This is a genomic window from Flavobacterium sp. MAHUQ-57 (assembly GCF_051908335.1).
Classification (GTDB): Bacteria; Bacteroidota; Bacteroidia; order Flavobacteriales; family Flavobacteriaceae; genus Flavobacterium.
The window spans coordinates 738,506-760,850 of record NZ_JBPZTE010000006.1 but is presented as its reverse complement, the minus strand read 5'-3'; the positions used below and the strand labels follow the sequence as shown (position 1 = coordinate 760,850).

The following is a 22,345-nucleotide window of genomic DNA, read 5'->3' as shown; positions in this document are numbered from 1 at the left end:
ATACAGGAAATAATAAGTGTTCTATTTTAAATTTCATATATACTTTTAATTTTTAAATATTAATGTTTCTATTGCCTTCTGTTTTACGAAAGTGTCGCACAACGGGTTTGTATAAGAATAGTTGCGGGTTTGCGTGCGAGGATTTTCCGCAGGAAAATCAGATGTAGCAAACATGCAACTACCTTTGTTTTAGCACAAAACCGCAATTATTTTTATACGTTGTTGTGTGTAGTTTTTATTTCGTTTATCCATCTATTGAAACTCCGACTTGTTTGTTATTCTCAAAATGAACATTAAAAAAATAGTAAGGGTCATTTTTTTGTTGAAAAGCCATTTCAAATCCCTCGTCCCTCACAGAAATTCCTTTCAGGTCAAAATGTTCTTCTATTGATTCAAATTCCATTTCGGCATTTGCATATTGTTCTTTTAGTGCCTTTTCCGATTCAGATTTGATTACCGTTTCGTTATTCAGAGCATTTAGTAAAATCCGTCTTTGATTTTCCGCAATTCCGTCTTTGTCTCCTGCGATTAGTATTTCAATGTCAAAGTTCAGATATCTTTTATTTATCTGCCAACCAACATCATTTCCTCTTGTGCTAAAACTCTCGATTTCTCCAAAATCAGAGTCAGTCGTTTTTAGTTTTTTACTTCCAAATATATTTCCAAATATTCCCATTTAGTCTGGTTTTTAGTTCGGTTGCTTAAATTACACACAACGTTCCGCGGCTTGGCGCAGTAGCGGCTGCTTGGAACGATTATTTCTTGTTAAGATAATATTTTCCAGCGGAAAATCGAACGTGATTTTTATTGTAAATGTAGCTATTGAGCCAAACCGCTGTTATATGCAGCCATTTTATTAAAGTAAACTTTTAATCAAAATAATTAATAATACAATGATTAAGAATACACAACCACAGCTTCTAGGGTCATTAAGATTTCTTTTCAGATGATTCTTAGCATTTTCTTCTTTTAAAAAATATCCACGCCAATGATTGTCAGTATCTGAAAGCCACCATAATTGTTTGCAATATTTACAAATATAAATATTGACCAATCTATAATCTGAATTTTCCTGTTTTACGAATTGGATTGTTTTTTCAATCTTTGAATCAAACTCTTTAGAGAATTTTTCAAAATCCATTTCGGTTTTAAATTCATAATATTCAGTTTCGAAACAGTATTTATACATTGTTGGTTTTTATGGTTGCATATAACGTTCTGGTACTACAGCGGGTTTGGGACTAAATTAAGCCCATTCTTCGGATTTGCCAAATCATCCCAAATACAAAACCATCTTTCCATTAAGCCAATTGCCCAAATCCGTTGTAGTAGCTGTTATAGCCAGTTTTTCTACTCGTTATTTCTGTCGTCATAAATGCTGGGATTCAAAACTTTTTCTAAGTCTCCAATTTTAAGCAAGTCTTGAATAGTTTGTTCAATACATTCTCTCGTTAATTCCTTTACAAACAAATCAGGAGGTTTTTGATATAATCCGTTTAGATTTTGTCCTGTTTTTTTGTCTTCGTTAATTGCAGTTTCTAAATACTTGTATGTCCATATATTTAGTCCATAATGTCGTCCGTCTTCTAAATCAACGTGAATATTACAAAACTCGTTTTCTGTGTCCCAATCATTCGGTGCAACTACTTCAAATTCTAACCAAAGAGTAAAATTAAAGTTTGTCAATTGTTTATTCATAGATTTTAGCTCCTTTAAAAATGTCGGCAAACGTTGACCAGTTTGCGTTGTCAGAGTTAATATTTTGGTTTGTGTTGTCGTAATAGCCTTGTATGTCTTCTGTATATGAACTCATAGCTTCTAAAAAGTCAGGCAAAGTTTGGTTTTCCCAATTTTCTGGATTGTCTAAAAAGTCCTTGCGTAATAAGTCAAGAAACTTAATGAAAGTTTGTCTATCTGTTACTTTAAAATTGTTAAGTGTGTCGCTCATAAAATTGGCTATAACGTTCCGCGGCTTTGCTCCGTAGCGGCAAGTTAAGGATAAATGTAATAAGAAATTGTTATGTTTAGAGTATTTTCCAAGAACGATAAAATGAGCTATGGCGCAAAACCGCTGTTATGCGCTGCCAGTTATTTTGAGATATACCTTTCTTTATTTTTCGACCTCTTTTGTTCAAAATAATATGCTCCTTTTCGTTGAGTCGTTTTACTTTCTCTTATTAAAAAAATATGCCATTGTTTAAGAGTTTTCTTATCTTCTGACATCAAGACAATTACATTCTCATTTGCGTTGACCAAATCATATTTATGCATTCCCCAGGTTAAAATACTATCTGAACTAACATTCCATTTTTTAGGGCCAATTTCTAAATCACCGTCTACATTAAATTTTTTAAGATCACCATTATTTTCTCTCCATAAGTTATCTGAGGTTTTATCTTTATTAAATCTCCAAAAAGTGTAATTAGGATAATTCTGGGAATATATAACCCAACAATCATTGTCGCCATTAATAAACTTTTCTTCTAAATCATTTCGTTTAGAACATCCCATAAAGCAAATTATAAGAAAGAGTATAAAAATGTTTTTTTTCATGGTGGTCGACTGGTTGCGCATAACGTTCCGCGGCTTGGCGCAGTAGCGGCTGCGTGAACGATTTATTTTCTTGCTAATATAAGATTTTCCAGCGGAAAATCGAACGTGATGTTAAAGCTAAAAGTAGCTATTGTGCCAAACCGCTGTTAGGCGTTCGTTGTTTATTTTTCAAGTCCATCTTTATATCCTAATTTTAATAGATGCTCTTTAATTTCTTTGTCAATTTTGGTTTTAGTTGTATAAAATGCAAATATGTCGAGTGATTTAGGAAATATTTGTTTGATGAAATCGTTGAAGTTTATCTCTGTTTTATAAATTCTCAACTGATTAAGTCCGCTTAATTTTTCAAGACCTGTTAATGATTTAAAAGTCTTGCAGTTGATTAACTTAAAATCTTCCAAGGTCGAAATCTCTTTGTCGAAGTGAAACTCAGTAAACTGTATTTGGTCTTCAATTAGTAGAGTTTTCAATTTCTTGAAGTTTGAAATGTTTTTAAAACTATTAAATGCTCTAACCCTTATTATTTCAAGAGTTTGGATTTCATTTTCTTCAATTTCATCTAAATTCTCACGTCCCCCAAGTACAAAATGTAATGATTTTAGCTTTTTAAGTTTATTCACAAAGTTCAATGGTACTTTTGAAATTGAATTTAAACCTAAATATTCCAAGTTAGCAAGCTTTCCTACAGAATCAATGTTCTTTGTATGTCCACTAATTATTAAGTAACTTAAATTCGTGTAGTTTTCTAAATATTTTAAGTTAAGTGATTTCGTCTTTGTCTCACCAATTATTAACTCTTTGAGGTTTTTAAGGTTTTTTGCTTGAAATATTTCGGTTTCTTTGAGTTCAAACACACCTAAACTTAATCTTCTTAAATTTTTCAATTCAGTTAAAACTTCTAAATTGTCGGCTTTTAAAAGACAGTCTATCCAAAGAGCTTTAATGTTCGGTAGTTTTAAAAGTGTATTGCAGTCGAATGAACTTTGATAATGTCCATAAAAACGAACGCTGAAGTTGTCGTCATATTTTAAACAAAGTTCGTTTAAGTCAGCAAGAATTTTGTCGGAATATAATTTGTCAGAGAATTGAACAATAACAAGCTTTCCGTCCTTTAAATCTTTGTCGATTAAAAGTTGGTCGATTTTCTCTGGATTGTTTATTCTGTTCTGTGGTCTCATACAATGACGCCTAACGTTCCTCGGCTTGCCGCAGTGGCGGAACGTTTATGGTTAGTTGTAAAGATATCAAAATTTCCGGCTGTCGATTTTCCGACGACGGAAAATCGGAACCAGCCATTGCTGCAAACCGCTGTTAGGAGTAGGCAAGCCACGTCACTTAAGCAACCCAAACTTTTCAATAACTTCTGTTTGCGTTAACATTTTCAAAGCAGGTGGACCGCCACCATGATATTCAGAATTTGGATATGTCAACAACCAATAACGGCTATCTTTTGGATCTTGGTAAAGTGTTTTCCAGCCACTTTTGTCAACGGCAACTTTTTTGAGATAATTGTTTTTCAGTTCTTCAATTCTTCGGCAAACTTGGTCACCGACAACTTTTCCGTTATCCATTTTCCATGAACCGACAATTAAAGTTTCTTCCGGATTTATTTCGGTGTTGAATTCCATATAGGGTTTTCGGTTTGCTTACTCCTAACGTTCCGCGGCTTGGCGCAGTAGCGGCTGCGTGAAACGATTATTTCTAGCTAAGATAAGATTTTCCAGCGGAAAATCGAACGTTGTTATTTATTGATTAGTAGCTATTGAGCCAAACCGCTGTTATAAGCAGTTTTATTTTAGACGATTACTGTTTTTCAATGCTGAAAACAAATCCATTTCATTAATCGAGTCTAATTTTCGGCTTATTAATCTATCGCTTTGGTCATATTTTCTATCAGTAAAATTTAAGAAATATGAGTTCTTCTTACTTATTTCTTTTTCAGGATTTTCATAAGCTAACTCATAGGTTGATGTAAAATAAGAAACGAAATAGGAATAATTAAAAAAATATCCAAATAACGTAGGGTTTTCGTTAATACAAACAACAAACTGAATTCCGATTCCATTTTTAGAATTAGTAGATCCAAATTTACATAATTTTTCAAAAGCACTTTTTGAGATTTCAAGTTCTGATGTTTTTTGTTTAAAACTTAGAATTTCATTATCATTAAATAATGGCATAGATTCCAAATCTTTTTTAGTCGCTTTGAAGTTTCCTGCATAAATCAATTTTTTATTTATCGTATCACAACTTACATTTTTATCTTTAAATCTTTCTAGTATTTCTTTATAATCCTCATTGTCGTTCGACAATTTTTCAATAGGAATTCCATCTGAAGATTGGATTCTATTCTTCACTAGAAAAATTTCTATTTTATCCTTTTTCTTTGAGCAACTTGTTAATGTTACTATGAAAAGTGTAATTATCACTAAAGTCCTCATAAAATTGCTTATAACGTCCCGTGGCTTGGCATGCCGTTGTGGGTTCGTGATTAATTTGTTTTCCGCTTAGATAAGATTTTCCTGCGGAAAATATACAATTGGTTTAAATATAGCCAGCAATGGTGCCAAACCACTGTTATAAGCAGGTTATAGTGAATTCGCAACTATAATTAGAATCGAAATAACAATTGCTAATACACAAAGTATTGTTTTCTGTTGTTTAGCTTTCTTTGTATAACCTTGTTTTTTCAAATCCCAAGTAAACAATACTTCAATTAAAACATCATCGAGTGAAAATATAAAATCTAACAAGTCATATTTTTCTTTTGCTTTACGTAAATTTTCAACTTTAATTTCTTTATTGGCTATATAAATTTTTTGTTTAGTTTTTTGTTGAATTGTTTCTCTACTTACATTACGATTGGCTAATTCATTTTGAGCCAACATAACTGCTCGTTCATTCCACTTTTTTGGCTCACAGACTATATCAAGTAATTGGTTTGTACTTCTTTCATTTATTGGTGGTTTAAATTCGTCTGTCATTTAATTTTTCAATTTTAATCAACTTATTTTAGGACGATACTTTTGTTAACTTGCTTATAACGTTCACGCGCTACAAGCAGTTTGGGACTAAATTAAGCCCATTCTTCGGATTTGCCAAATCTTCGAAATACAAACTAATTTTTCCATTAAGCCAAATCCCCAAATTGCTTATAGCGTGTGTTGTAGGCAGTAAAATTACCAATATACATATTCGTATTTATATTGACTTTCTCCATCTTCTCGGGTTATGGTTTTTAAACTCAACTTTCCTCTTTCATTATATTCATATTTATCTACGTATTTTCTGCCACTTTGAACATCCTCATATATTTCTTGAATTAATAAGTTGTCCTTGTAAATATAAATAGTTCTAGAGATAACCTTTTCTTGTTCAAATATTAGTTTTTCAGTAAGCTTTTTATTTTGATAGCTATATTTTGTCAAATTATCACCAGTAGTTTCTGAAATTATATTTCCATCGCTATCGATTTCCTTTATTGTTAAATCCTTAATACCAAAAAAGTTGTTTGAATAATCTACAATGATTTTGTCGTCCTGATATTTTGTAGATGAAGAACTTTCAACTTTCTTTTTATAATTATATGTTTTAGAGCTTATTTCTTTTTGGTTGTCATCTAAGACGGTTTCAATAAGTAAATATTTTTTTCTTTTTAATAAATCTGTATAGCTTTTGCTTTTCAATAGACTTATTGTATCATTTATCTGTTTGATTTCATCTAAATAGCTGAATTCGTTGATTTCTAAATCGTCAACGTTATTTACAAATTTTTCTGTTTCTTTAGTAAGATAAGTATATGTTTTATTTGTTTTTTTATCCTTAGAATAAATTTCAATTTCAACTCCAATATTTGAATGAGCAAAAGTTAAACTTTTCATATTATTTTCATTATCCCATTGAAAATACCAAACAGCAAAAACTTTATCGCCGTTAAATTCTGAATTTTTTATAAAATATGGTTTGCCATTTCGGTTGAAATTTTGAATAATTCCAATTTTATCATTTTTAGAGATAGTTATTTGTTTTACTCCGTCATTGTTGTCACTTAACCACATAAAGTCTTTATCTATGTTTTGTGCTTTAACATAATATGAAGTTAAAAATAATATTATAGAGATTTTTGTTTTTAGCATGGTGTTTATTTATTGCCTACAACGTTCCGCGGCTTTGCGTCAGTAGCGGCAATTTATGAAAAAATATTATGCGGAAGCAGGATTTTCAGGAATCTGCTAGGATTCCGGCGGATAGGATAGGAGCTATTGCGCAAAACCGTTGTTAGCAGCAGGTTTTTCGGCTTCTTTTGTCACTTTTCTTGGAAAATATAAGTCTGTCAAAATAATAATTGCTAAACAAAAACTTGGTATTCCATATTCTGTTAAGTTGTAATCTATAGTTAATATCCTTGTCAGCAAACTTACAAACCAAATAATTGAAATTGTCAAATTCAGATAACCGCAAAACACATAAAAGAAATTATTTCTATACTTTTCTTTTCTAAAAAAGATTAATCTCAATGCTAACACAATGATTGAAATAATTATTCCAACAATCATACTTCCACCTAAATAGAAATACAATGACCACGGACTGAAGTAAGCATTATGCTCATCATAAGAATCAAATAATCCAAACAGAATCCAAATGATTATGACAGAAAAAGTTATTGCTAGAAATTTATAATGTTGTTCTTTCATAACGAGGGTTTAAAACTTGCTGCTAACGTCCCGCCGGCTTCACGAAGTGGCGGATTTCGTGACTGATTTGTTTCTGCTAATATAAGATTTTCCAGCGGAAAATCGGCAACCGGCATAAACAGCTCTCGCCATTGCGTGAAACCGTTGTTGGCGGTAGTTCTTATCATTTGTTAAGTTGCGTTTGAAATTCTTCTAAGTATTTTGCAAAATGAAAACCATCAACTAATCCGTGATGAGCTTCAATTGATACAGGTAAAAACTTTTTCCCTTCTCGAATACTAAATTTCCCAAATGTTATTTTTGGGACAGACTCCGTTCTGTCAAAATTTGTTGGATGTAAAAGTCCTGAAAATGAAGTCCAAGGAATTGTTGAATGACGAATCAGGTCTTTCTTTACATCATCTTCATTTAAACGTAATCCAATTGAGTTCTGTACAGCTTTAATTTCTTCTTGTACTTCAGCATTAAAAGTTTCAAAATCCTCATAAAAATTCGCAAATGCAAAACCGAATGTTCCGTCTTGTCTTCCGACAGTAAAGCCTGCGTTTATTTTGTCAAATGATATTACCTTATTTTCTACGATTCTTAATTTCAACTCTTCGACTGAATTTACCGCAATCATGGATTTGTGTAGATAATATGAAAAAAACGATTGTCTATTTTCTTGAGTTTTTTTATAAGCATTGCTACAATCTAACTCTGTAATAATTCCAAAATATGGGCTTGCCATTTTCGAAAAGAATTCAAAATGTTCTTTTCGGTTCCATCTTTCTATGTTGATTTCTTTCATGTAGGTTTTCTATTTTAAATATGGGTTGTAGAATTACCGCCAACGTGCCGCCGCTTGGCGTCAGTGGCGACTTTTTAAATAATTTGTTCTAAAGATAAGTAAAATTTCAACTTAGTAATTTCCAGCTAAGGAAAACTAAACCAGCCATTGCGCCAAACGGCTGTTAGCAGCTGGCTATTTGTCAATTGAGGCTATAAATCTAACTACGATTTTATTTCTCTCAGAAACATCTTTTTCTTCAAATCGAATTTCATAATATCTTTTTAAGAGAATTTTCATTTCTTCAGAAGTATTCTTATATTTAAGTCTGTCTATGTAATCAGCCGCATAATAGTAATCTTCTTCAGATAGGTTTTTTAATCTTTCTAATAGGATAGAATCAATTTCTGATTTGTTTTCTTCATATATCAAATCTGATAAATTAAAATCGTAAAATGGCTGTTTAAGCGAATTTAAAAAAGCTGTTTTTAACCTGATTTTTTGTTCCTTATTCAAATCTCTAGAAAAATTATTATTTAAACTGTTTGAAAATTCTTTGTAGTCCATCAACTCAAAAACTCCTTCCCAACTCGTTGCTTCTTTTTCAGCGCATTTTACCAGCCATTCAATTGTTTCAGTTCGTTTAGAAATTGAATCAGTAATTTTTAATATTTTCTGAATTTCACTTATTCTTGTTTTGTAAATTGAGATTCCAATTGAATCAAGAGTTTTTGAACCATATGACAGAGCATGAGTACTGTATTTTCCATTTCTTATATCTAAAAATGCTATAACTGAAGTATTCTCATAATACATGTCAGAAGATGGACAAATCATATTTGGTTCAAAGAGAATCTCGATTGTATTGTCTTTCATTTCGCCTTGTAGAATTTCAACAACAGCAATTTTTGCAACTTTATACGATGGATAATATACATTCTTTTTTTTCTTTCCTTCGTAAACCTTGTCAGTTACACTTATAACCTTTCCAACTATTGCAGCGTCACTTTCAATGACTAATTTTCGCAAAGGTCTTGGTGTTATAGGATATGTGGTAGCAAAAATGCTATTGTAAGAGAAAGAGAGGATAATTAAAAGGAATAAATTTCTCATAAGTGGTTTAATAGCTTGCTGCTAACGTTCTGTGGCTTGGCGCAGTAGCGGCAATGCGGAACGATTTATTTCTGTTAAAGATAAAAGTTTTTCGTAAAGAAATACGTCAGGTTGAAAAGTAACTAGCTATTGCGCCAAACCGCTGTTGTGCGACGTTTTAATATTTAAATTCAGATGTTTTGTTTTTCATATACCAGTTTATGTACTTTAATTTTATGCTATTCAAATCTACTACTTTGCTTATTTCGGAGCTTTTAGGTAATATTTTCTGGATGATTAGATTTATGTTTAAATTGATTATTTGTTTGCCAAGACTATCTTTTATATTAATATCCTGGATAGAAATTGGTTGTCCACAATTTTTAAAATATTGACTGTTATAAACTATAGTTTTTTCATTTGAAAAAGTTACTATTCCTAAACTATTCCAAGCGTCAAATGTCAATTCAAAATTTTCTATATCAGGTTTGTCAATTCTTATAAATTCATCAAAATATTTATATTCCTGAATCTGAGAATATTTTTTTTGAATATCTTCTTTTTCGTCATAATCGTTTTTGAAGTAATCTTTTTGATCACATTTTTTGGCGATTTTTAGAATTTCGTTTCGTGATGGCTTTGTAAAATTTTGCTTTATGAATTCTTCAGTATAGTTGTCTCTATTAGTGTTCAATTCTCTCAATAAATTTTGAATTTCATTTTTCGTAATTATTGGATATTTTTCAATTTTAATTACAACCGTATCTTTAGTGGATTTTTTGTTTCTTACTTCATCATTAACTTTTAGATGACTTATAAACTTAAAGTCTCCATTTTCTTTTTTGGCTAATTCAAATATTTCGTTTCTTGAATAAATACCATTATTTCCCCAAGAAGACCCACCAATGGAATAAGAAAATTTTATTTTATCTATGTCTTCAGGATTTTGCGCCAATGAAAACTGACCGCAAACTATTAAAATTAGGAATAGTATTTTATTCATTTTGGGCTCTAAGTTTCTCTCTAGTTTCTTTCGGTAAAATGACGCACAACTTGTTTATATGTATTGTTTTATCATACATATCCTTCCAAAAGGGCAGGATAGGTACAGTTAGTACAATACGTATTCAAATATACTACATTTCATAAATTATCAAACGGACTTTTAATTTGTTGTAAACTATGCGTACTCACATGCGTATAGATCTCGGTGGTTTTACTGCTGCTATGCCCTAGTAACTCCTGTATGTAACGGATATCGGTACCGCTTTCTAATAAATGCGTGGCATAACTGTGGCGAAGCCAATGCAAACTAACCGGTTTCTTAATTTTTGATCGGTAAAGCGCTTGTTTCATAACACTTTGCAAACTCTGTTCGGAGTATTGCTTGTGCTCAATACCTTCAAACAACCATTGTTTTGGTTTGTGCAATTGATAATACATCCGCAACAGTGCTATAATCTTGACGGAAAGTGGTGTAATCCGGTCTTTTTTTCCTTTCGATTGTCGGATAGTCAGAATATTCCGCTTCGAATCTATATCCGTAAGCTTTAGGTTCAGCAATTCGCTTCTTCGTAATCCGCAGGCATAAAGCAAACTCAGCATGGTTTTGTGCTTTAAATTGGAGGTGGATTCCAAAAGCAATTTCACCTCTTCTTTACTCAAAACATTGGGAAGTTTCTTTTCGCGTTTCGGACGATGAATCAAATCAGGATGGATCGCTTTTTCATTTACAATCCTAAAAAATAACTTAATCGCATTAACAATCTGGTTTTGATAAGATGACGAAAGCCGGTGCTTTATGATATAATCGTTGTTGTAGCGTATAACATCCTCATTCGTGATGTCTTTTACCGGCTTTTCCCTGTAGAATACCAAAAATGATTTCAACGCATCACAATAGGATTTTATGGTATTCTGACTGTATCGCTTCGATTTTAAATGTCTGGAAAAATTTTCAATCGCTAAAATACCTTCTTCAGAAGGCATAGACTCTTGTATTGTTTTTAATTTAAATCGGATTCTGTTGGCTTCAGTATCGGGAACATGCCATAACTGTAGGGTTTGGCTCCATTTTGAACCTTCAAATTGCTTGATTCGGGCAATCAGTTCTTTGTTTTTCTCAAAAATAACAGCAATCCGAATTTCTCCGTGGTGTCGTATCAGGCGTGCATTCCATTTCATTTTGTCGGGCTTATAAAAACGTGAATATAAGAATTTTATACCGAATTCCCAACCCTGTCAGCGGCGGTTACTGAGCCTGTCGAAGCATCATCGGTGGCTGAGGTTCTCGAAGCCACACTAAAGTCAAAAATCTTTCAATCCAACAATCCAATAATCCAACAATCCAAATTTCAATTTTTTCCTCTGTTGCAAGGTTTTTTTATGCCTTTCTTTGAATAGTTGTTAGTACACGGTAAATTAATACATCCACACACTTACAATTTTCAAACGCACAGTAAATTATTCCCTCCGCACGCTTACAATCATCAAACGCACGATACATAATTACATCCGCACGCTTACCATTACCATCCGCACGATACATTATGTCATCCGCACGCTTACAATTATCAAACGCACGATACATTATGGCATCCGCACGCTTACCATTACCATCCGCACGATACATTATGTCATCCGCACGCTTACAATTATCAAACGCACGATACATTATGGCATCCGTACGCTTACAATTACCAAACGCACGATACATTATGTCATCCGCACGCTTACAATTACCATCCGCACGATAAATTATTTTATCCGCACGCTCAATAGTATCAAATGCACGATAAGTTATGGTTTCCGTACTCTACTTTTTAACTCCCATCACTCCCAAACCACAATCCCCAAGAAGACCTCATAGCATACTCCGTAAAAAACAACGAAAGTACGAAGTGATAGTGATCCGCGTAGCCGAGGAGGAACGACGAGCGGTTCGGGTCACGAAACGCAGTACTGAGTTAGTTTTTAGGAGTAGACTATGCAGTCTTGACCTTTGCCGTGTCTCGTCCCTAGACGAGATTTTTGCCTGTCTCGTCATCAGACGAGATGTCAAGGCAAAAGAAAAGAACATGAAAAATAGTTTGTTTTTAGATTCCTATTACGTTATCCCTTCGGCCTCAGATTCGCAGGCGAGGTTCCAATCATTGAAGAATCCGTCAAAAGAAAAGCTGTTTGAGCCTAGAAGGCGAGTTCTTTTCTTTTAGGATTCGAAATGAAATTGGACCGCCGAGAATCGAAGCCTTGACCTTTTGTTTCTTTTGTGTCAAGACAAAAGAAAAGAACACACGACGAGCGGTTCGGGTCACGCAGCGCAGTACTGAGGTAGTTTTTAGGATTAGAATAGGCAGTCTTGACCTTTTTTTGCCGTGTCTCGGCCCTAGACGAGATTTTTTTGTATCAAGACAAAAAAGAAAATAAAAATTCCTTAATTTTACACTCCAAACACAACTAACTACAATGAGTCAAAAAACTTTGCTCACCGCAACAGAAGTAGACATCATACTTCACCGTTTGGCCTGTCAATTAATAGAAAATCACCTCGATTTCAAAAACACGGTTCTTATAGGCATTCAGCCTCGTGGCACACAATTGGCCAATCGTTTAAAAAGCATTTTGGAAACCGAATACCAAGTCAGTAACATTGCCCTAGGATTCTTGGACATTACCTTCTTCAGAGACGATTTCAGAAGAGGAGAAACGCTGGAAGCCAACAAAACCCAAATCGATTTCTTAGTCGAAAACAAAAAGGTAATCTTTATCGATGACGTATTGTACACTGGAAGAAGCATCAATGCTGCGCTTTCTGCCATTCAATCGTTCGGTAGACCAAGTGAAGTAGAACTACTCGTACTTGTCGATAGACGATTCAGTCGCCATTTACCCATACAGCCCGATTACCGTGGCCGTCAGGTAGATGCCATCAACAACGAAAAAGTAGTGGTAAAGTGGAAGGAAACTTCCGGAGAAGACGCAGTAGAATTAATAACAAAATAAGATGCAGGAATTAAGCGTAAATCATTTATTAGGAATCAAATACATTACAGAAGAGGACATTCAATTGATTTTTAATACTGCCGATCATTTTAAGGAAGTCATCAACCGTCCCATCAAAAAAGTACCTTCACTACGAGATATTACCATTGCCAACATCTTTTTCGAAAACAGTACCCGTACCAAACTATCTTTTGAATTGGCCCAAAAACGACTTTCGGCCGATGTGGTCAATTTTGCCGCATCAAGCTCGTCGGTAACCAAAGGAGAAACATTAATCGATACGGTCAACAACATTCTGTCCATGAAGGTGGATATGGTTGTGATGCGACACTCTTCTCCGGGAGCTGCGGTTTTCCTGTCAAAGAACGTGAATGCAAGTATTGTTAATGCAGGAGATGGTGCGCACGAACATCCAACCCAAGCACTATTGGATGCTTATACCATTAGAGAAAAATTAGGCGATGTAGCAGGGAAGAAGGTCGTGATTGTTGGTGATATTCTACATAGCCGTGTGGCGTTATCTAATATTTATTCTTTACAGAAGTTAGGCGCCGAAGTGAAAGTGTGCGGACCGAAGACTTTAATCCCGAAATACATCAATGAATTGGGTGTTCAGGTGGAACCGAATCTGAGAAAAGCTTTGGAATGGTGTGATGTGGCCAATATGCTTCGTGTACAAAACGAACGTCTGGATATTAGTTATTTCCCTTCTACGAGAGAATATGCCATGCAGTATGGTGTCGATAAACAATTGCTGGATTCGTTGAATAAGGAGATTGTAATCATGCATCCTGGCCCCATCAACCGCGGTGTGGAAATCACCAGCGATGTAGCCGACTCCAAGCAATCGGTTATTTTAGAACAGGTGGAAAACGGAGTAGCGGTTCGAATGGCAGTTATTTACTTATTGGCTTCGAAAATTAAACAATAAGTCTTATTTTTGATATACCAAAATAAACTAAAATAAATGAAAGTCGATCACAAAGGACATACCACTATTATTAAAGATACAGAAGGTAACTCGAGTGTTTTTCTACAAAAAGTTACCGATCAGTTCAATACTTATAAAGAGAATAATATTATCTTGGATATTTCACACGACGAATCGGTGGATATCAAAGCAATCAAAAGCTTCGTGGATTTAGCCAAAAAGTTTAAAAAAGAAAAGAAATCCTTTGTAATTGTTGCCGAAGGAATTGATTTTAACGATGTGCCACAATCACTACATGTAGTACCGACAGTCTTAGAAGCACATGATTTAATCGAAATGGAAGAAATAGAAAGAGACTTAGGTTTTTAATTTCAAAACAGTATAAAATAAAAAAGGAACTCATTGAGTTCCTTTTTTTATTCTTTATTCTTAGTCTTCTTCGTCATCAGAATAATCGTCTGCGATGTCATTGTCATCAGAATCCTCATCGTCGTCGTCAACGTCAGCAGCATCTTTGTCATCATCATCGTCATCATCGGCACCATCTTCGATTTCTAATTCTTTCAATGCGTCCAATGAATCATCTCCTCCTTCTAATTCTTCATCTTCGTCATAATTTTCGATTCTGTCAGCAAGTTTTGTACTTACTTTTACCAGATATATTGTGTCTTCGGTACGGACTTCAACAGCCTCAATCGATTCGTTTTTAGCATTTTTAAATCGAACGATGTCTGAATCATCATAACCGTCAGGAAATTTTTCTACTAATAGATTTAAAATCTCACTTGTTAATTTTGAATAATCAACGATAACTCTTTTCATAAAAATGGGGTATTCTATTTTATTGACCTAATACGTATGCAAATATAAGAGGTGCAACGATAGTTGCATCAGATTCTACAATAAATTTTGGAGTAGTAATGTCTAATTTACCCCAAGTGATTTTCTCGTTTGGAACTGCTCCCGAGTAAGAACCGTAACTTGTCGTAGAATCAGAGATCTGACAGAAATATGCCCAAAACGGTACATCATGCATTTCCATATCTTGATATAACATCGGTACAACACAAATAGGGAAGTCACCAGCGATTCCACCACCAATTTGGAAGAATCCGATTCCTTTTCCTGAACAATTATCTTTGTACCAATCTGCTAACCACATCATGTATTCTACACCACTTTTCATAGTAGTTGCTTTGAATTCTCCTTTGATACAGTACGAAGCGAAAATGTTACCCATTGTACTGTCTTCCCATCCAGGAACTACAATTGGTAAGTTTTTCTCTGCCGCAGCGACCATCCATGAATCCTTAGGGTCAATTTCATAGTATTGTTCCAATACACCCGAGTTAATCATTTGGTACATGAATTCATGCGGGAAATATCTTTCACCCTTTGAATCAGCATTATTCCAGATATTGAATAAATGTTGTTGCAAACGACGGAAAGCTTCTTCTTCAGGAATACAAGTATCCGTTACACGGTTGTAATGGTTTTCCAATAAATCCCATTCTTCCTGAGGAGACAAATCACGATAGTTAGGTACTCTTTTGTACGAATTATGAGCAACTAAGTTCATAATATCTTCTTCTAGGTTGGCACCTGTACAAGAGATGATGTGTACTTTGTCCTGACGAATCATTTCAGCTAATGATTTTCCTAACTCGGCAGTACTCATTGCGCCAGCCAAAGTAATCATCATTTTACCGTTGTCCAATAAATGTTCTTCATAACCTTTTGCTGCATCTACTAAAGCAGCAGCGTTGAAATGAAGGTAGTGTTTTTCAATAAATTGACTAATAGGTCCTTTGCTCATTTTGTTTGTTTTTTGCTTGAAGCAGCAAGTTATTATTTTTTGTTGTATCCTAAAATTTCTAGAATTTGTTCTGCACTTTGTTCCTCAGAGAAAACTTCGTGAGCAAAAATTCCGTTTTTATCTTTATCAATCAGGACATGCCTCGGTTGTGGTAAAATACAGTGGTGTAATCCGCCATGACCTCCAATAGTTTCCTGATATGCACCTGTATTGAAGAAACCAATATACAAAGGTTTTTCTTTATTGTACTTTGGAAGATAAATGGCATTCATGTGCTGTTCCGAGTTGTAGTAATCGTCACCATCACAAGTTAATCCACCCAAGAGTACCCTTTCGTAAGTATCATTCCAACGATTGACCGCCAACATTACAAATCGTTTGTTAATGGCCCATGTATCAGGAAGCGTGGTAATGAAAGACGAATCAATCATATTCCAGTTTTCACGATCATTTTGTTTCTTTTGGTACAAAACCTGGAAAATAGCTCCTCCAGCTTCACCTACGGTATAGGAACCGAATTCGGTAAAGATATGTGGTACGGGAACTTCAGCTTCATCACAAGCAATCTTGATCTGATTTAGAATTTCTTCCACCATATATTGGTAATCGTAATCAAAAGCCAATGAATTTTTGATAGGGAAACCACCACCAATATTCAAACTGTCTAATGAAGGACATTCCTTTTTAAGGTTGATGTATACCTTCATACATTTTAATAACTCATTCCAATAGTAAGCAGTATCACGAATTCCGGCATTAATAAAGAAGTGAAGCATTTTCAGCTCAACTTTTTTGTTGTCCTGAATGTTTTTTCTGTAGAAAGGAACAATATCCTTGTATCCAATTCCTAAACGCGAAGTATAAAATTCAAATTTAGGATCTTCCTCAGCTGCAATTCGAATACCGATTTTAAATTTACCATCAATTTGTTCTTGAAGTAAATCCAATTCTTCAAAATTGTCAATAACGGGTATGGTGTTTTTGTGTCCGTTATTGATTAAACGAGCAATGTTGGTAACATAAGCGCCGCGTTTAAATCCATTACAAACTACAAATGTATTTTTGTTGATCTTTCCATCTTCCATTAGTTTTTCAACTATGTTGATGTCAAATGCCGAAGAAGTTTCAATATGAATATTGTTCTTCAATGCTTCATTTAGAATAAATTCAAAATGCGAACTTTTGGTGCAGTAGCAATAAAAGTATTTAGCTTCGTACCCTTGCTTTTCCATAGCATTACGAAACCACATTTTGGCTTTATTGATATTTTCGGAAATTTTAGGCAAGTAGGTGAATTTTAATGGAGTTCCATATTCTTCAACTAACTTCATTAAATCGATACCATGAAATTGTAAATGGTCTTTGTTTAAAGTAAATTCTTCCTGTGGGAAATAGAATGTTTGATTAATTAAATCGAAATATTTTGTATTCATTTAGCTATCAGTAATTTGTAATTAAAATTAATAAAAAATCTAACACAAAATTTTTCAAACTCTAATATTTGCAAATTCTATCTCTAACTCGCTGTAAATTTTCTGATTTGTAGCAAAAAGCCGGTTGGCTTCCCATTTAATAATTGTCACAATTTGTAAAACAACATTTCTCCTTTCAAGAATGTTTTCCTGAAAGGTAAAATTTGTTCTCCATTTATTGTGTCTAAACATGCGGGCAAATTTAAAAAATTAAATTTCGTATTCGAAAACAAAAAAACAAAAAAACGTTATATTTTGTAGTTTTCAAACGCTTTTTTAATTGTTTCGTTATCAGTGGTTTGGTTGATTTTTACACTTCCAATTCCATCTAAAAGGGCAAATTGTACTTTTCCGTACTCATTTTTCTTGTCGTGAATCAGCAAATCGATGATTTCATTTTCATCATTTTCATCAATAACAATAGGAGTGTAAATTTGATTTAATTTGGCTTTAATTTTTGAATATTCCTCTACTGAAATTAATCCTTTTTCTAAAGCTATATAACTTTCCATAATCATACCTGCCGCAATGGCCTCGCCATGAAGTAACGTTTCTCTTTCGGGATCTTCCAAGAAATACGTTTCAATGCCGTGTCCCAATGTGTGTCCGAAGTTTAAAGCTTTGCGGATGCCATTTTCTGTTGGATCCTGCGTTACAATATCATTTTTAATGGTAACCGATTCTCGGATCAATTCGTCGAATTCATCAAATTGAATTTCTTCCAATTTACTGAATTTTTCCCAGTGCGAAGCTTTAGCAATCAAACCATGTTTTAGCATTTCGGCTAATCCGGAACGCATTTCTCTTTGTGGAAGAGTTTCCAGAAAGGAAGAATCAATAAGAATCATCGCCGGATTGGTAATGGTACCAATTTGATTTTTCAATCCGCCTAAATCCACTCCGTTTTTGCCGCCTACAGAAGCATCTACCATCGCTAACAACGTAGTCGGAATATTAACGAAAGGAATTCCTCTTTTATAGGTTGACGCAATAAATCCTCCCATATCAGTAATTACTCCGCCGCCAATATTGATGAACAAACTCTTTCTGTCGGCACCTAATTCGATTAAAACATTCCAAATTTGAGTACAAGTTTCTATCGTCTTGTTTTCTTCACCAGCTTCAAGCTCTATGATTTCAAAAGGTGTTTCGGTTTCAATTAATGGTAAAATCTTGGGTATACAATATTCATTAGTATTCTCATCAACCAAGAAGAAGATTTTAGAAAAATGGTTTTCTTTTAAATAAGCGTTTAAATAACTGTAACTTTCTTGGTTAAAGTGAATTTCGTAACCGTTGGCATTAATTGATTTCATTTCACAAAGGAGTATTAAAATGTTGCACAAAATAAAGTAAAAATTGTATAATAAAATAGCGTGGTGTCTTATATTTGCATAACATTATCATTTAACTATGGACAAAATTTTTAACAACACACAAAATGCATTTTCGCTTAAAAGTGATACCGAACTAGAAAGAGCTTATTTCCTTTTTAAATTAATTGATTCCGAACCTTTAGTAAAGATAGGAACCGCAGTTACAAATTTTGCTTTAAAAGCGCATTTACCAGTGGAAGGATTAATTCGTGCAACGGTATTTGATCATTTTTGTGGAGGTGTTTCGGAAGACGATTGTATTCCGGTAGTAGATAAAATGTACAGTGTTGGTGGTGTTTCTTCGGTTTTGGATTATTCAGTAGAAGGGAAAGAAGACGAGTCGGCTTTTGATGATGCCATGAATAAAACATTAAAGATTATCAATTTCGCCAAAGAAAAAAAAGCAATTCCCTTTGCGGTATTTAAACCAACGGGTTTCGGACGTTTTGAATTGTATGAAAAGTTAGGTGAAGGTCAAACTTTGAACGAAGTAGAGCAAACCGAATGGAATAGAGTAGTGGAACGTTTTGATAAAGTATGTAAAGCAGCTCACGAAAATGATATTGCATTATTGATTGATGGTGAAGAAAGTTGGATGCAAGACGCAGCCGATGATTTAGTAGCTGATATGATGCGCAAATACAATAAGAACAAAGCAATCGTTTACAATACATTACAAATGTACCGTTGGGATCGTTTGGATTATCTGAAAAAATTGCACGCTCAGGCTCAGGAAGAAGGGTTTCATATTGGTATGAAATTGGTTCGCGGAGCTTACATGGAAAAAGAAAACAAAAGGGCAGAAGAAAAAGGATACAAATCACCAATTTGTCCTTCTAAACAGGCAACCGATTATAATTTTGATGATGCTGTTGCTTATATGATGGAGAACATAGATACTATGGCCATTTTTGCAGGAACACATAATGAAGATAGCTCGTATAAATTAATGGAGTTGATGGCGCATAAAGGAATTGCTAAAAATGATTTTAGAGTTTGGTTCGGACAATTGTACGGAATGAGTGATAACATCAGTTTCAACCTTGCGGCTGAAGGATACAATGTGGCTAAATACTTGCCTTTTGGTCCTGTTAAGGATGTAATGCCTTATTTGATTCGTCGTGCCGAAGAAAATACTTCAGTGGCAGGACAAACCAGTCGCGAATTGACTTTAATTAAAAACGAAAGAGACAGAAGAAAGGGTAAAAAATAATGAACTTAACCATTTTAGGTTGTTACGCTGCTACACCAAGAACATTTACAAATCCAACTTCGCAGGTATTAGAAATCAATAATCGATTGTTTTTAATTGATTGTGGTGAAGGAACTCAGGTACAGTTGCGCAAGAATAAGGTTAAATTTTCTGCAATCAACCATATTTTTATATCGCATTTGCATGGAGATCATTTGTATGGACTAATCGGTTTGGTGTCTACTTTTAATTTATTGAGCCGAAATAATCCGTTGACCATTTTTGGTCCGGTGGGTATTAAGGAAATTATCAAACTGCAACTGAAATTATCCAATTCATGGCCACAATATGAACTGAATTTTGTTGAGCTTTCTTCAACAGAATCAGAGCTTATTTTTGAAGATGATAAGGTAACGGTGACAACAATTCCTTTAAAACACAGAGTTTATACAAACGGATTCTTATTTAAGGAAAAAAGAAAAGAAAGAAAACTGAATATTGATAAGGTACAAGAATTCGAGATCGAAACGTGCTATTATCAAAATATCAAAAATGGAAAAGATATTACTTTGGACGATGGTAGGGTAATCCCTAATGAGGTGTTAACCTTCGATCCACCTGAACCTAAGAGTTATGCTTTCTGTTCTGATACGATGTACTCCGAAAGTATTATTCCTATTATTAAAGATGTAGATGTTTTATATCATGAAGCAACTTTTTTGGATTCAGAAGAACATTTAGCTGAAAAAACAATGCATTCTACAGCCAAAGAAGCCGCACGTATAGCTTTGAAAGCAAATGTTGGACAGTTAGTTTTAGGCCATTATTCTACTCGTTACGATTCTATTGAATTGTTTAAAGAGGAAGCACAGTCGGTTTTTAAAAATACCATACTAGGAGACGACGGCGCTTATTTTGAATTTTAAATCCAATAATTATGCAAAAGAAAGTCTTAATAACAGGAGGAAATAGAGGTGTTGGACTAGCTTTGGTGAATCGATTTTTGTCTGAAGGGTTTCAAGTTCTTGCAACTTCAAGATGTGGTAAAATCGAAACGGTAAATCATCCGAATCTTTCTGTATTTGCATTAGAAATTACTTCGTCAACAGCTGTTGCTAATCTTGTTTCATCCCTGAAAGAGCAATTTGGCTCTATTGATTTCTTAATCAATAACGCTGGTGTAGGTTTGGATTTGGATAAATACCAACCGGAGATTGATGTTGTTAAAGCTACTTTTGAAACCAATGTTTTTGGATTGCTCAACTTTACCGAAGCGTGTTTGGATCTGATCAATGATAATGGTACTATATTTAATATTTCTTCGGTTATGGGAATGTTAAACCGTGAAAAAATTATTCCCAATGCTACCGCTTATAGAATGTCGAAATCGGCTCTAAATATGTACACAAAAACACTTTCGGCAAGACTTCAGGAGAGAAACATTAAAGTGCTTTCTATTCACCCTGGATGGGTAAAAACGGATATGGGTGGTCAGGAAGCTGATATAACTCCCGAATTTTCAGCTAATGGAATTTTCGAATTGTATCAAAAAGATTTACCTACGGGAACGTTTTGGGCAGCCGATAATCAAATGGAATTAAACTGGTAACAATGGAAGATTTAAGTAATTATAGAAAATCATACGAAAAAAGTGAACTCTTGGAATCTACTATTCCTGAAGATCCGATTAATTTGTTCAATAAGTGGTTTCATGAAGTTGAAGATTTTGGAGGAGTGGATGAAGTAAATGCCATGACCGTTTCAACTATTGGATTAGACGGTTTTCCTAAATCAAGGATTGTACTTCTAAAACAATACACTTATGAAGGGTTTATTTTCTATACCAATTATAATTCTGAAAAAGGAAAAGCAATTGAAGCTAACCCTAATGTATGTTTGTCATTTTTCTGGCATTCGATGGAGCGTCAGGTAATTATAAAGGGAAAAGCGAAGAAAGTCGCTGATAATCTATCGGATGGGTATTTTGAATCTCGACCTGATGGAAGTAAATTGGGTGCTATTGCTTCGAATCAGAGTGAAGTAATTCCGTCAAGAGATTTTTTGGATGACAAATTAAAACAATTGGAACAAGAATTTACTGGAAAAGAAATACCAAGACCTAAAAATTGGGGTGGCTATCTTATTGAACCTCAAGAAATCGAATTTTGGCAAGGTCGCCCAAATCGATTGCATGATCGAATTCGATACCAATTGCAGGATGATTTTACATGGAAAATAGATCGATTATCATCCTAAATTGTAGGAAAAGTGTTAAATTATGTTAAAAATTATGCATTTCATCGATTTTATTTTGCACTTAATCGAAAACTCTGTAATATTGTCTCATCAAAAAGGTTCAAAAACAAGTTTGATACCAAAGAGTTCTGAATGTCAGAACCTTACCAAAAGTAGTTTAGAGATAAAATACTTTTAAAACGACTCACA

General features: G+C 34.0%; 26 protein-coding genes. 7 read left to right on the top strand and 19 right to left on the bottom strand.

The window, feature by feature from the left end:
• Positions 1–244: 244 nt before the first annotated feature.
• The 15 genes from ACS8MM_RS03780 to xerA form a co-directional block, all read right to left on the bottom strand.
• Positions 245–676, bottom strand: a complete 432-nt coding sequence (locus ACS8MM_RS03780) for a hypothetical protein (protein ID WP_379713182.1) — start codon at positions 674–676, stop codon at positions 245–247.
• Positions 677–856: 180 nt separating this feature from the next.
• Positions 857–1,189, bottom strand: a complete 333-nt coding sequence (locus ACS8MM_RS03775) for a hypothetical protein (RefSeq protein WP_379713180.1) — start codon at positions 1,187–1,189, stop codon at positions 857–859.
• A gap of 161 nt (positions 1,190–1,350) precedes the next feature.
• Positions 1,351–1,698: a hypothetical protein gene (locus ACS8MM_RS03770; RefSeq protein WP_379713178.1), complete on the bottom strand. Its 348-nt coding sequence runs from the start codon at positions 1,696–1,698 to the stop codon at positions 1,351–1,353.
• Positions 1,691–1,948 carry a DUF7660 family protein gene (locus ACS8MM_RS03765; protein WP_379713176.1) on the bottom strand — a complete coding sequence of 86 codons (258 nt, stop codon included), beginning with the start codon at positions 1,946–1,948 and terminating at the stop codon, positions 1,691–1,693. The genes ACS8MM_RS03770 and ACS8MM_RS03765 overlap by 8 nt, the downstream gene beginning before the upstream one ends.
• 140 nt (positions 1,949–2,088) lie before the next feature.
• A complete protein-coding gene (locus ACS8MM_RS03760) occupies positions 2,089–2,553 on the bottom strand; it encodes a hypothetical protein (RefSeq protein WP_379713174.1) in 465 nt (154 codons plus the stop codon).
• A 161-nt stretch (positions 2,554–2,714) separates the two neighbouring features.
• Positions 2,715–3,437, bottom strand: a complete 723-nt coding sequence (locus ACS8MM_RS03755; protein ID WP_379713172.1) for a hypothetical protein — start codon at positions 3,435–3,437, stop codon at positions 2,715–2,717.
• Positions 3,438–3,884: 447 nt separating this feature from the next.
• Complete coding sequence (locus tag ACS8MM_RS03750) at positions 3,885–4,181, bottom strand: Imm27 family immunity protein (protein WP_379713170.1); 297 nt, start codon at positions 4,179–4,181, stop codon at positions 3,885–3,887.
• 162 nt (positions 4,182–4,343) lie between these two features.
• Entirely contained in the window at positions 4,344–4,910 is a 567-nt protein-coding gene (locus tag ACS8MM_RS03745; protein WP_379713168.1) for a hypothetical protein, read from the bottom strand.
• Positions 4,911–5,141: 231 nt separating this feature from the next.
• Positions 5,142–5,537, bottom strand: coding sequence for a hypothetical protein (locus ACS8MM_RS03740; RefSeq protein WP_379713166.1), 396 nt, complete (start codon positions 5,535–5,537; stop codon positions 5,142–5,144).
• 195 nt (positions 5,538–5,732) lie between these two features.
• Positions 5,733–6,689, bottom strand: coding sequence for a hypothetical protein (locus ACS8MM_RS03735; RefSeq protein WP_379713164.1), 957 nt, complete (start codon positions 6,687–6,689; stop codon positions 5,733–5,735).
• A 123-nt stretch (positions 6,690–6,812) separates the two neighbouring features.
• Positions 6,813–7,250 carry a hypothetical protein gene (locus ACS8MM_RS03730; RefSeq protein ID WP_379713162.1) on the bottom strand — a complete coding sequence of 146 codons (438 nt, stop codon included), beginning with the start codon at positions 7,248–7,250 and terminating at the stop codon, positions 6,813–6,815.
• Positions 7,251–7,413: 163 nt separating this feature from the next.
• Entirely contained in the window at positions 7,414–8,040 is a 627-nt protein-coding gene (locus ACS8MM_RS03725; protein ID WP_379713160.1) for a CatA-like O-acetyltransferase, read from the bottom strand.
• A gap of 174 nt (positions 8,041–8,214) precedes the next feature.
• The gene (locus ACS8MM_RS03720) at positions 8,215–9,132 is read right to left on the bottom strand and encodes a hypothetical protein (protein ID WP_379713158.1); all 918 of its coding nucleotides are present in this window, start codon (positions 9,130–9,132) and stop codon (positions 8,215–8,217) included.
• Positions 9,133–9,289: 157 nt separating this feature from the next.
• Positions 9,290–10,114: a hypothetical protein gene (locus ACS8MM_RS03715; RefSeq protein ID WP_379713156.1), complete on the bottom strand. Its 825-nt coding sequence runs from the start codon at positions 10,112–10,114 to the stop codon at positions 9,290–9,292.
• Positions 10,115–10,254: 140 nt separating this feature from the next.
• A complete protein-coding gene (gene xerA, locus ACS8MM_RS03710; protein WP_379713154.1) occupies positions 10,255–11,295 on the bottom strand; it encodes a site-specific tyrosine recombinase/integron integrase in 1,041 nt (346 codons plus the stop codon).
• Between the two features lie 1,281 nt (positions 11,296–12,576).
• On the opposite strand from xerA, the gene pyrR reads away from it, so the two are divergent.
• Genes pyrR through ACS8MM_RS03695 form a run of 3 tightly spaced genes read left to right on the top strand, consistent with a single transcriptional unit; the run spans position 12,577 to position 14,413 of the window.
• A complete protein-coding gene (pyrR, locus tag ACS8MM_RS03705; RefSeq protein ID WP_379713152.1) occupies positions 12,577–13,113 on the top strand; it encodes a bifunctional pyr operon transcriptional regulator/uracil phosphoribosyltransferase PyrR in 537 nt (178 codons plus the stop codon).
• Position 13,114: 1 nt separating this feature from the next.
• On the top strand, positions 13,115–14,044 hold the full coding sequence (locus tag ACS8MM_RS03700) for an aspartate carbamoyltransferase catalytic subunit (RefSeq protein ID WP_379713150.1): 930 nt from the start codon (positions 13,115–13,117) through the stop codon (positions 14,042–14,044).
• Between the two features lie 36 nt (positions 14,045–14,080).
• Positions 14,081–14,413 carry a ribonuclease Z gene (locus ACS8MM_RS03695; RefSeq protein WP_379713148.1) on the top strand — a complete coding sequence of 111 codons (333 nt, stop codon included), beginning with the start codon at positions 14,081–14,083 and terminating at the stop codon, positions 14,411–14,413.
• Between the two features lie 60 nt (positions 14,414–14,473).
• Here the strand turns inward: ACS8MM_RS03695 and ACS8MM_RS03690 are convergent, their stop codons facing one another.
• The 4 genes from ACS8MM_RS03690 to aroB all read right to left on the bottom strand — a co-directional run bounded on the left by ACS8MM_RS03690 (position 14,474) and on the right by aroB (position 18,648).
• Complete coding sequence (locus tag ACS8MM_RS03690; RefSeq protein WP_379713146.1) at positions 14,474–14,866, bottom strand: DNA primase; 393 nt, start codon at positions 14,864–14,866, stop codon at positions 14,474–14,476.
• 19 nt (positions 14,867–14,885) lie between these two features.
• A complete protein-coding gene (locus ACS8MM_RS03685; protein WP_136668117.1) occupies positions 14,886–15,860 on the bottom strand; it encodes a deoxyhypusine synthase family protein in 975 nt (324 codons plus the stop codon).
• A gap of 32 nt (positions 15,861–15,892) precedes the next feature.
• Entirely contained in the window at positions 15,893–17,293 is a 1,401-nt protein-coding gene (locus ACS8MM_RS03680) for an arginine decarboxylase (RefSeq protein WP_379713144.1), read from the bottom strand.
• 287 nt (positions 17,294–17,580) lie between these two features.
• Complete coding sequence (gene aroB, locus ACS8MM_RS03675; RefSeq protein WP_379713142.1) at positions 17,581–18,648, bottom strand: 3-dehydroquinate synthase; 1,068 nt, start codon at positions 18,646–18,648, stop codon at positions 17,581–17,583.
• Positions 18,649–18,745: 97 nt separating this feature from the next.
• On the opposite strand from aroB, the gene ACS8MM_RS03670 reads away from it, so the two are divergent.
• Genes ACS8MM_RS03670 through pdxH form a run of 4 tightly spaced genes read left to right on the top strand, consistent with a single transcriptional unit; the run spans position 18,746 to position 22,156 of the window.
• Positions 18,746–19,921 carry a proline dehydrogenase family protein gene (locus ACS8MM_RS03670; protein WP_379713140.1) on the top strand — a complete coding sequence of 392 codons (1,176 nt, stop codon included), beginning with the start codon at positions 18,746–18,748 and terminating at the stop codon, positions 19,919–19,921.
• Complete coding sequence (locus tag ACS8MM_RS03665; RefSeq protein ID WP_379713138.1) at positions 19,921–20,826, top strand: ribonuclease Z; 906 nt, start codon at positions 19,921–19,923, stop codon at positions 20,824–20,826. Before ACS8MM_RS03670 ends, ACS8MM_RS03665 begins: the two co-directional genes overlap by 1 nt.
• 11 nt (positions 20,827–20,837) lie before the next feature.
• Complete coding sequence (locus ACS8MM_RS03660; protein ID WP_379713136.1) at positions 20,838–21,509, top strand: SDR family NAD(P)-dependent oxidoreductase; 672 nt, start codon at positions 20,838–20,840, stop codon at positions 21,507–21,509.
• A gap of 2 nt (positions 21,510–21,511) precedes the next feature.
• Complete coding sequence (gene pdxH, locus ACS8MM_RS03655; protein ID WP_379713134.1) at positions 21,512–22,156, top strand: pyridoxamine 5'-phosphate oxidase; 645 nt, start codon at positions 21,512–21,514, stop codon at positions 22,154–22,156.
• The last annotated feature ends 189 nt before the right edge of the window (positions 22,157–22,345 follow it).

Bases quoted from the DNA above. Each gene is read 5' to 3' on its own strand.
- ACS8MM_RS03775 (WP_379713180.1), bottom strand. From the start codon at position 1,189: ATGTATAAATACTGTTTCGAAACTGAATATTATGAATTTAAAACCGAA.
- ACS8MM_RS03700 (WP_379713150.1), top strand. From the start codon at position 13,115: ATGCAGGAATTAAGCGTAAATCATTTATTAGGAATCAAATACATTACA.
- ACS8MM_RS03730 (WP_379713162.1), bottom strand. From the start codon at position 7,250: ATGAAAGAACAACATTATAAATTTCTAGCAATAACTTTTTCTGTCATA.
- pdxH (WP_379713134.1), top strand. From the start codon at position 21,512: ATGGAAGATTTAAGTAATTATAGAAAATCATACGAAAAAAGTGAACTC.
- ACS8MM_RS03715 (WP_379713156.1), bottom strand. From the start codon at position 10,114: ATGAATAAAATACTATTCCTAATTTTAATAGTTTGCGGTCAGTTTTCA.
- xerA (WP_379713154.1), bottom strand. From the start codon at position 11,295: ATGAAATGGAATGCACGCCTGATACGACACCACGGAGAAATTCGGATT.
- ACS8MM_RS03690 (WP_379713146.1), bottom strand. From the start codon at position 14,866: ATGAAAAGAGTTATCGTTGATTATTCAAAATTAACAAGTGAGATTTTA.
- ACS8MM_RS03720 (WP_379713158.1), bottom strand. From the start codon at position 9,132: ATGAGAAATTTATTCCTTTTAATTATCCTCTCTTTCTCTTACAATAGC.
- ACS8MM_RS03735 (WP_379713164.1), bottom strand. From the start codon at position 6,689: ATGCTAAAAACAAAAATCTCTATAATATTATTTTTAACTTCATATTAT.
- ACS8MM_RS03780 (WP_379713182.1), bottom strand. From the start codon at position 676: ATGGGAATATTTGGAAATATATTTGGAAGTAAAAAACTAAAAACGACT.
- ACS8MM_RS03665 (WP_379713138.1), top strand. From the start codon at position 19,921: ATGAACTTAACCATTTTAGGTTGTTACGCTGCTACACCAAGAACATTT.
- pyrR (WP_379713152.1), top strand. From the start codon at position 12,577: ATGAGTCAAAAAACTTTGCTCACCGCAACAGAAGTAGACATCATACTT.
- ACS8MM_RS03765 (WP_379713176.1), bottom strand. From the start codon at position 1,948: ATGAGCGACACACTTAACAATTTTAAAGTAACAGATAGACAAACTTTC.
- ACS8MM_RS03680 (WP_379713144.1), bottom strand. From the start codon at position 17,293: ATGAATACAAAATATTTCGATTTAATTAATCAAACATTCTATTTCCCA.
- ACS8MM_RS03770 (WP_379713178.1), bottom strand. From the start codon at position 1,698: ATGAATAAACAATTGACAAACTTTAATTTTACTCTTTGGTTAGAATTT.
- ACS8MM_RS03750 (WP_379713170.1), bottom strand. From the start codon at position 4,181: ATGGAATTCAACACCGAAATAAATCCGGAAGAAACTTTAATTGTCGGT.
- ACS8MM_RS03725 (WP_379713160.1), bottom strand. From the start codon at position 8,040: ATGAAAGAAATCAACATAGAAAGATGGAACCGAAAAGAACATTTTGAA.
- ACS8MM_RS03685 (WP_136668117.1), bottom strand. From the start codon at position 15,860: ATGAGCAAAGGACCTATTAGTCAATTTATTGAAAAACACTACCTTCAT.
- ACS8MM_RS03760 (WP_379713174.1), bottom strand. From the start codon at position 2,553: ATGAAAAAAAACATTTTTATACTCTTTCTTATAATTTGCTTTATGGGA.
- ACS8MM_RS03660 (WP_379713136.1), top strand. From the start codon at position 20,838: ATGCAAAAGAAAGTCTTAATAACAGGAGGAAATAGAGGTGTTGGACTA.
- ACS8MM_RS03670 (WP_379713140.1), top strand. From the start codon at position 18,746: ATGGACAAAATTTTTAACAACACACAAAATGCATTTTCGCTTAAAAGT.
- ACS8MM_RS03695 (WP_379713148.1), top strand. From the start codon at position 14,081: ATGAAAGTCGATCACAAAGGACATACCACTATTATTAAAGATACAGAA.
- ACS8MM_RS03740 (WP_379713166.1), bottom strand. From the start codon at position 5,537: ATGACAGACGAATTTAAACCACCAATAAATGAAAGAAGTACAAACCAA.
- aroB (WP_379713142.1), bottom strand. From the start codon at position 18,648: ATGAAATCAATTAATGCCAACGGTTACGAAATTCACTTTAACCAAGAA.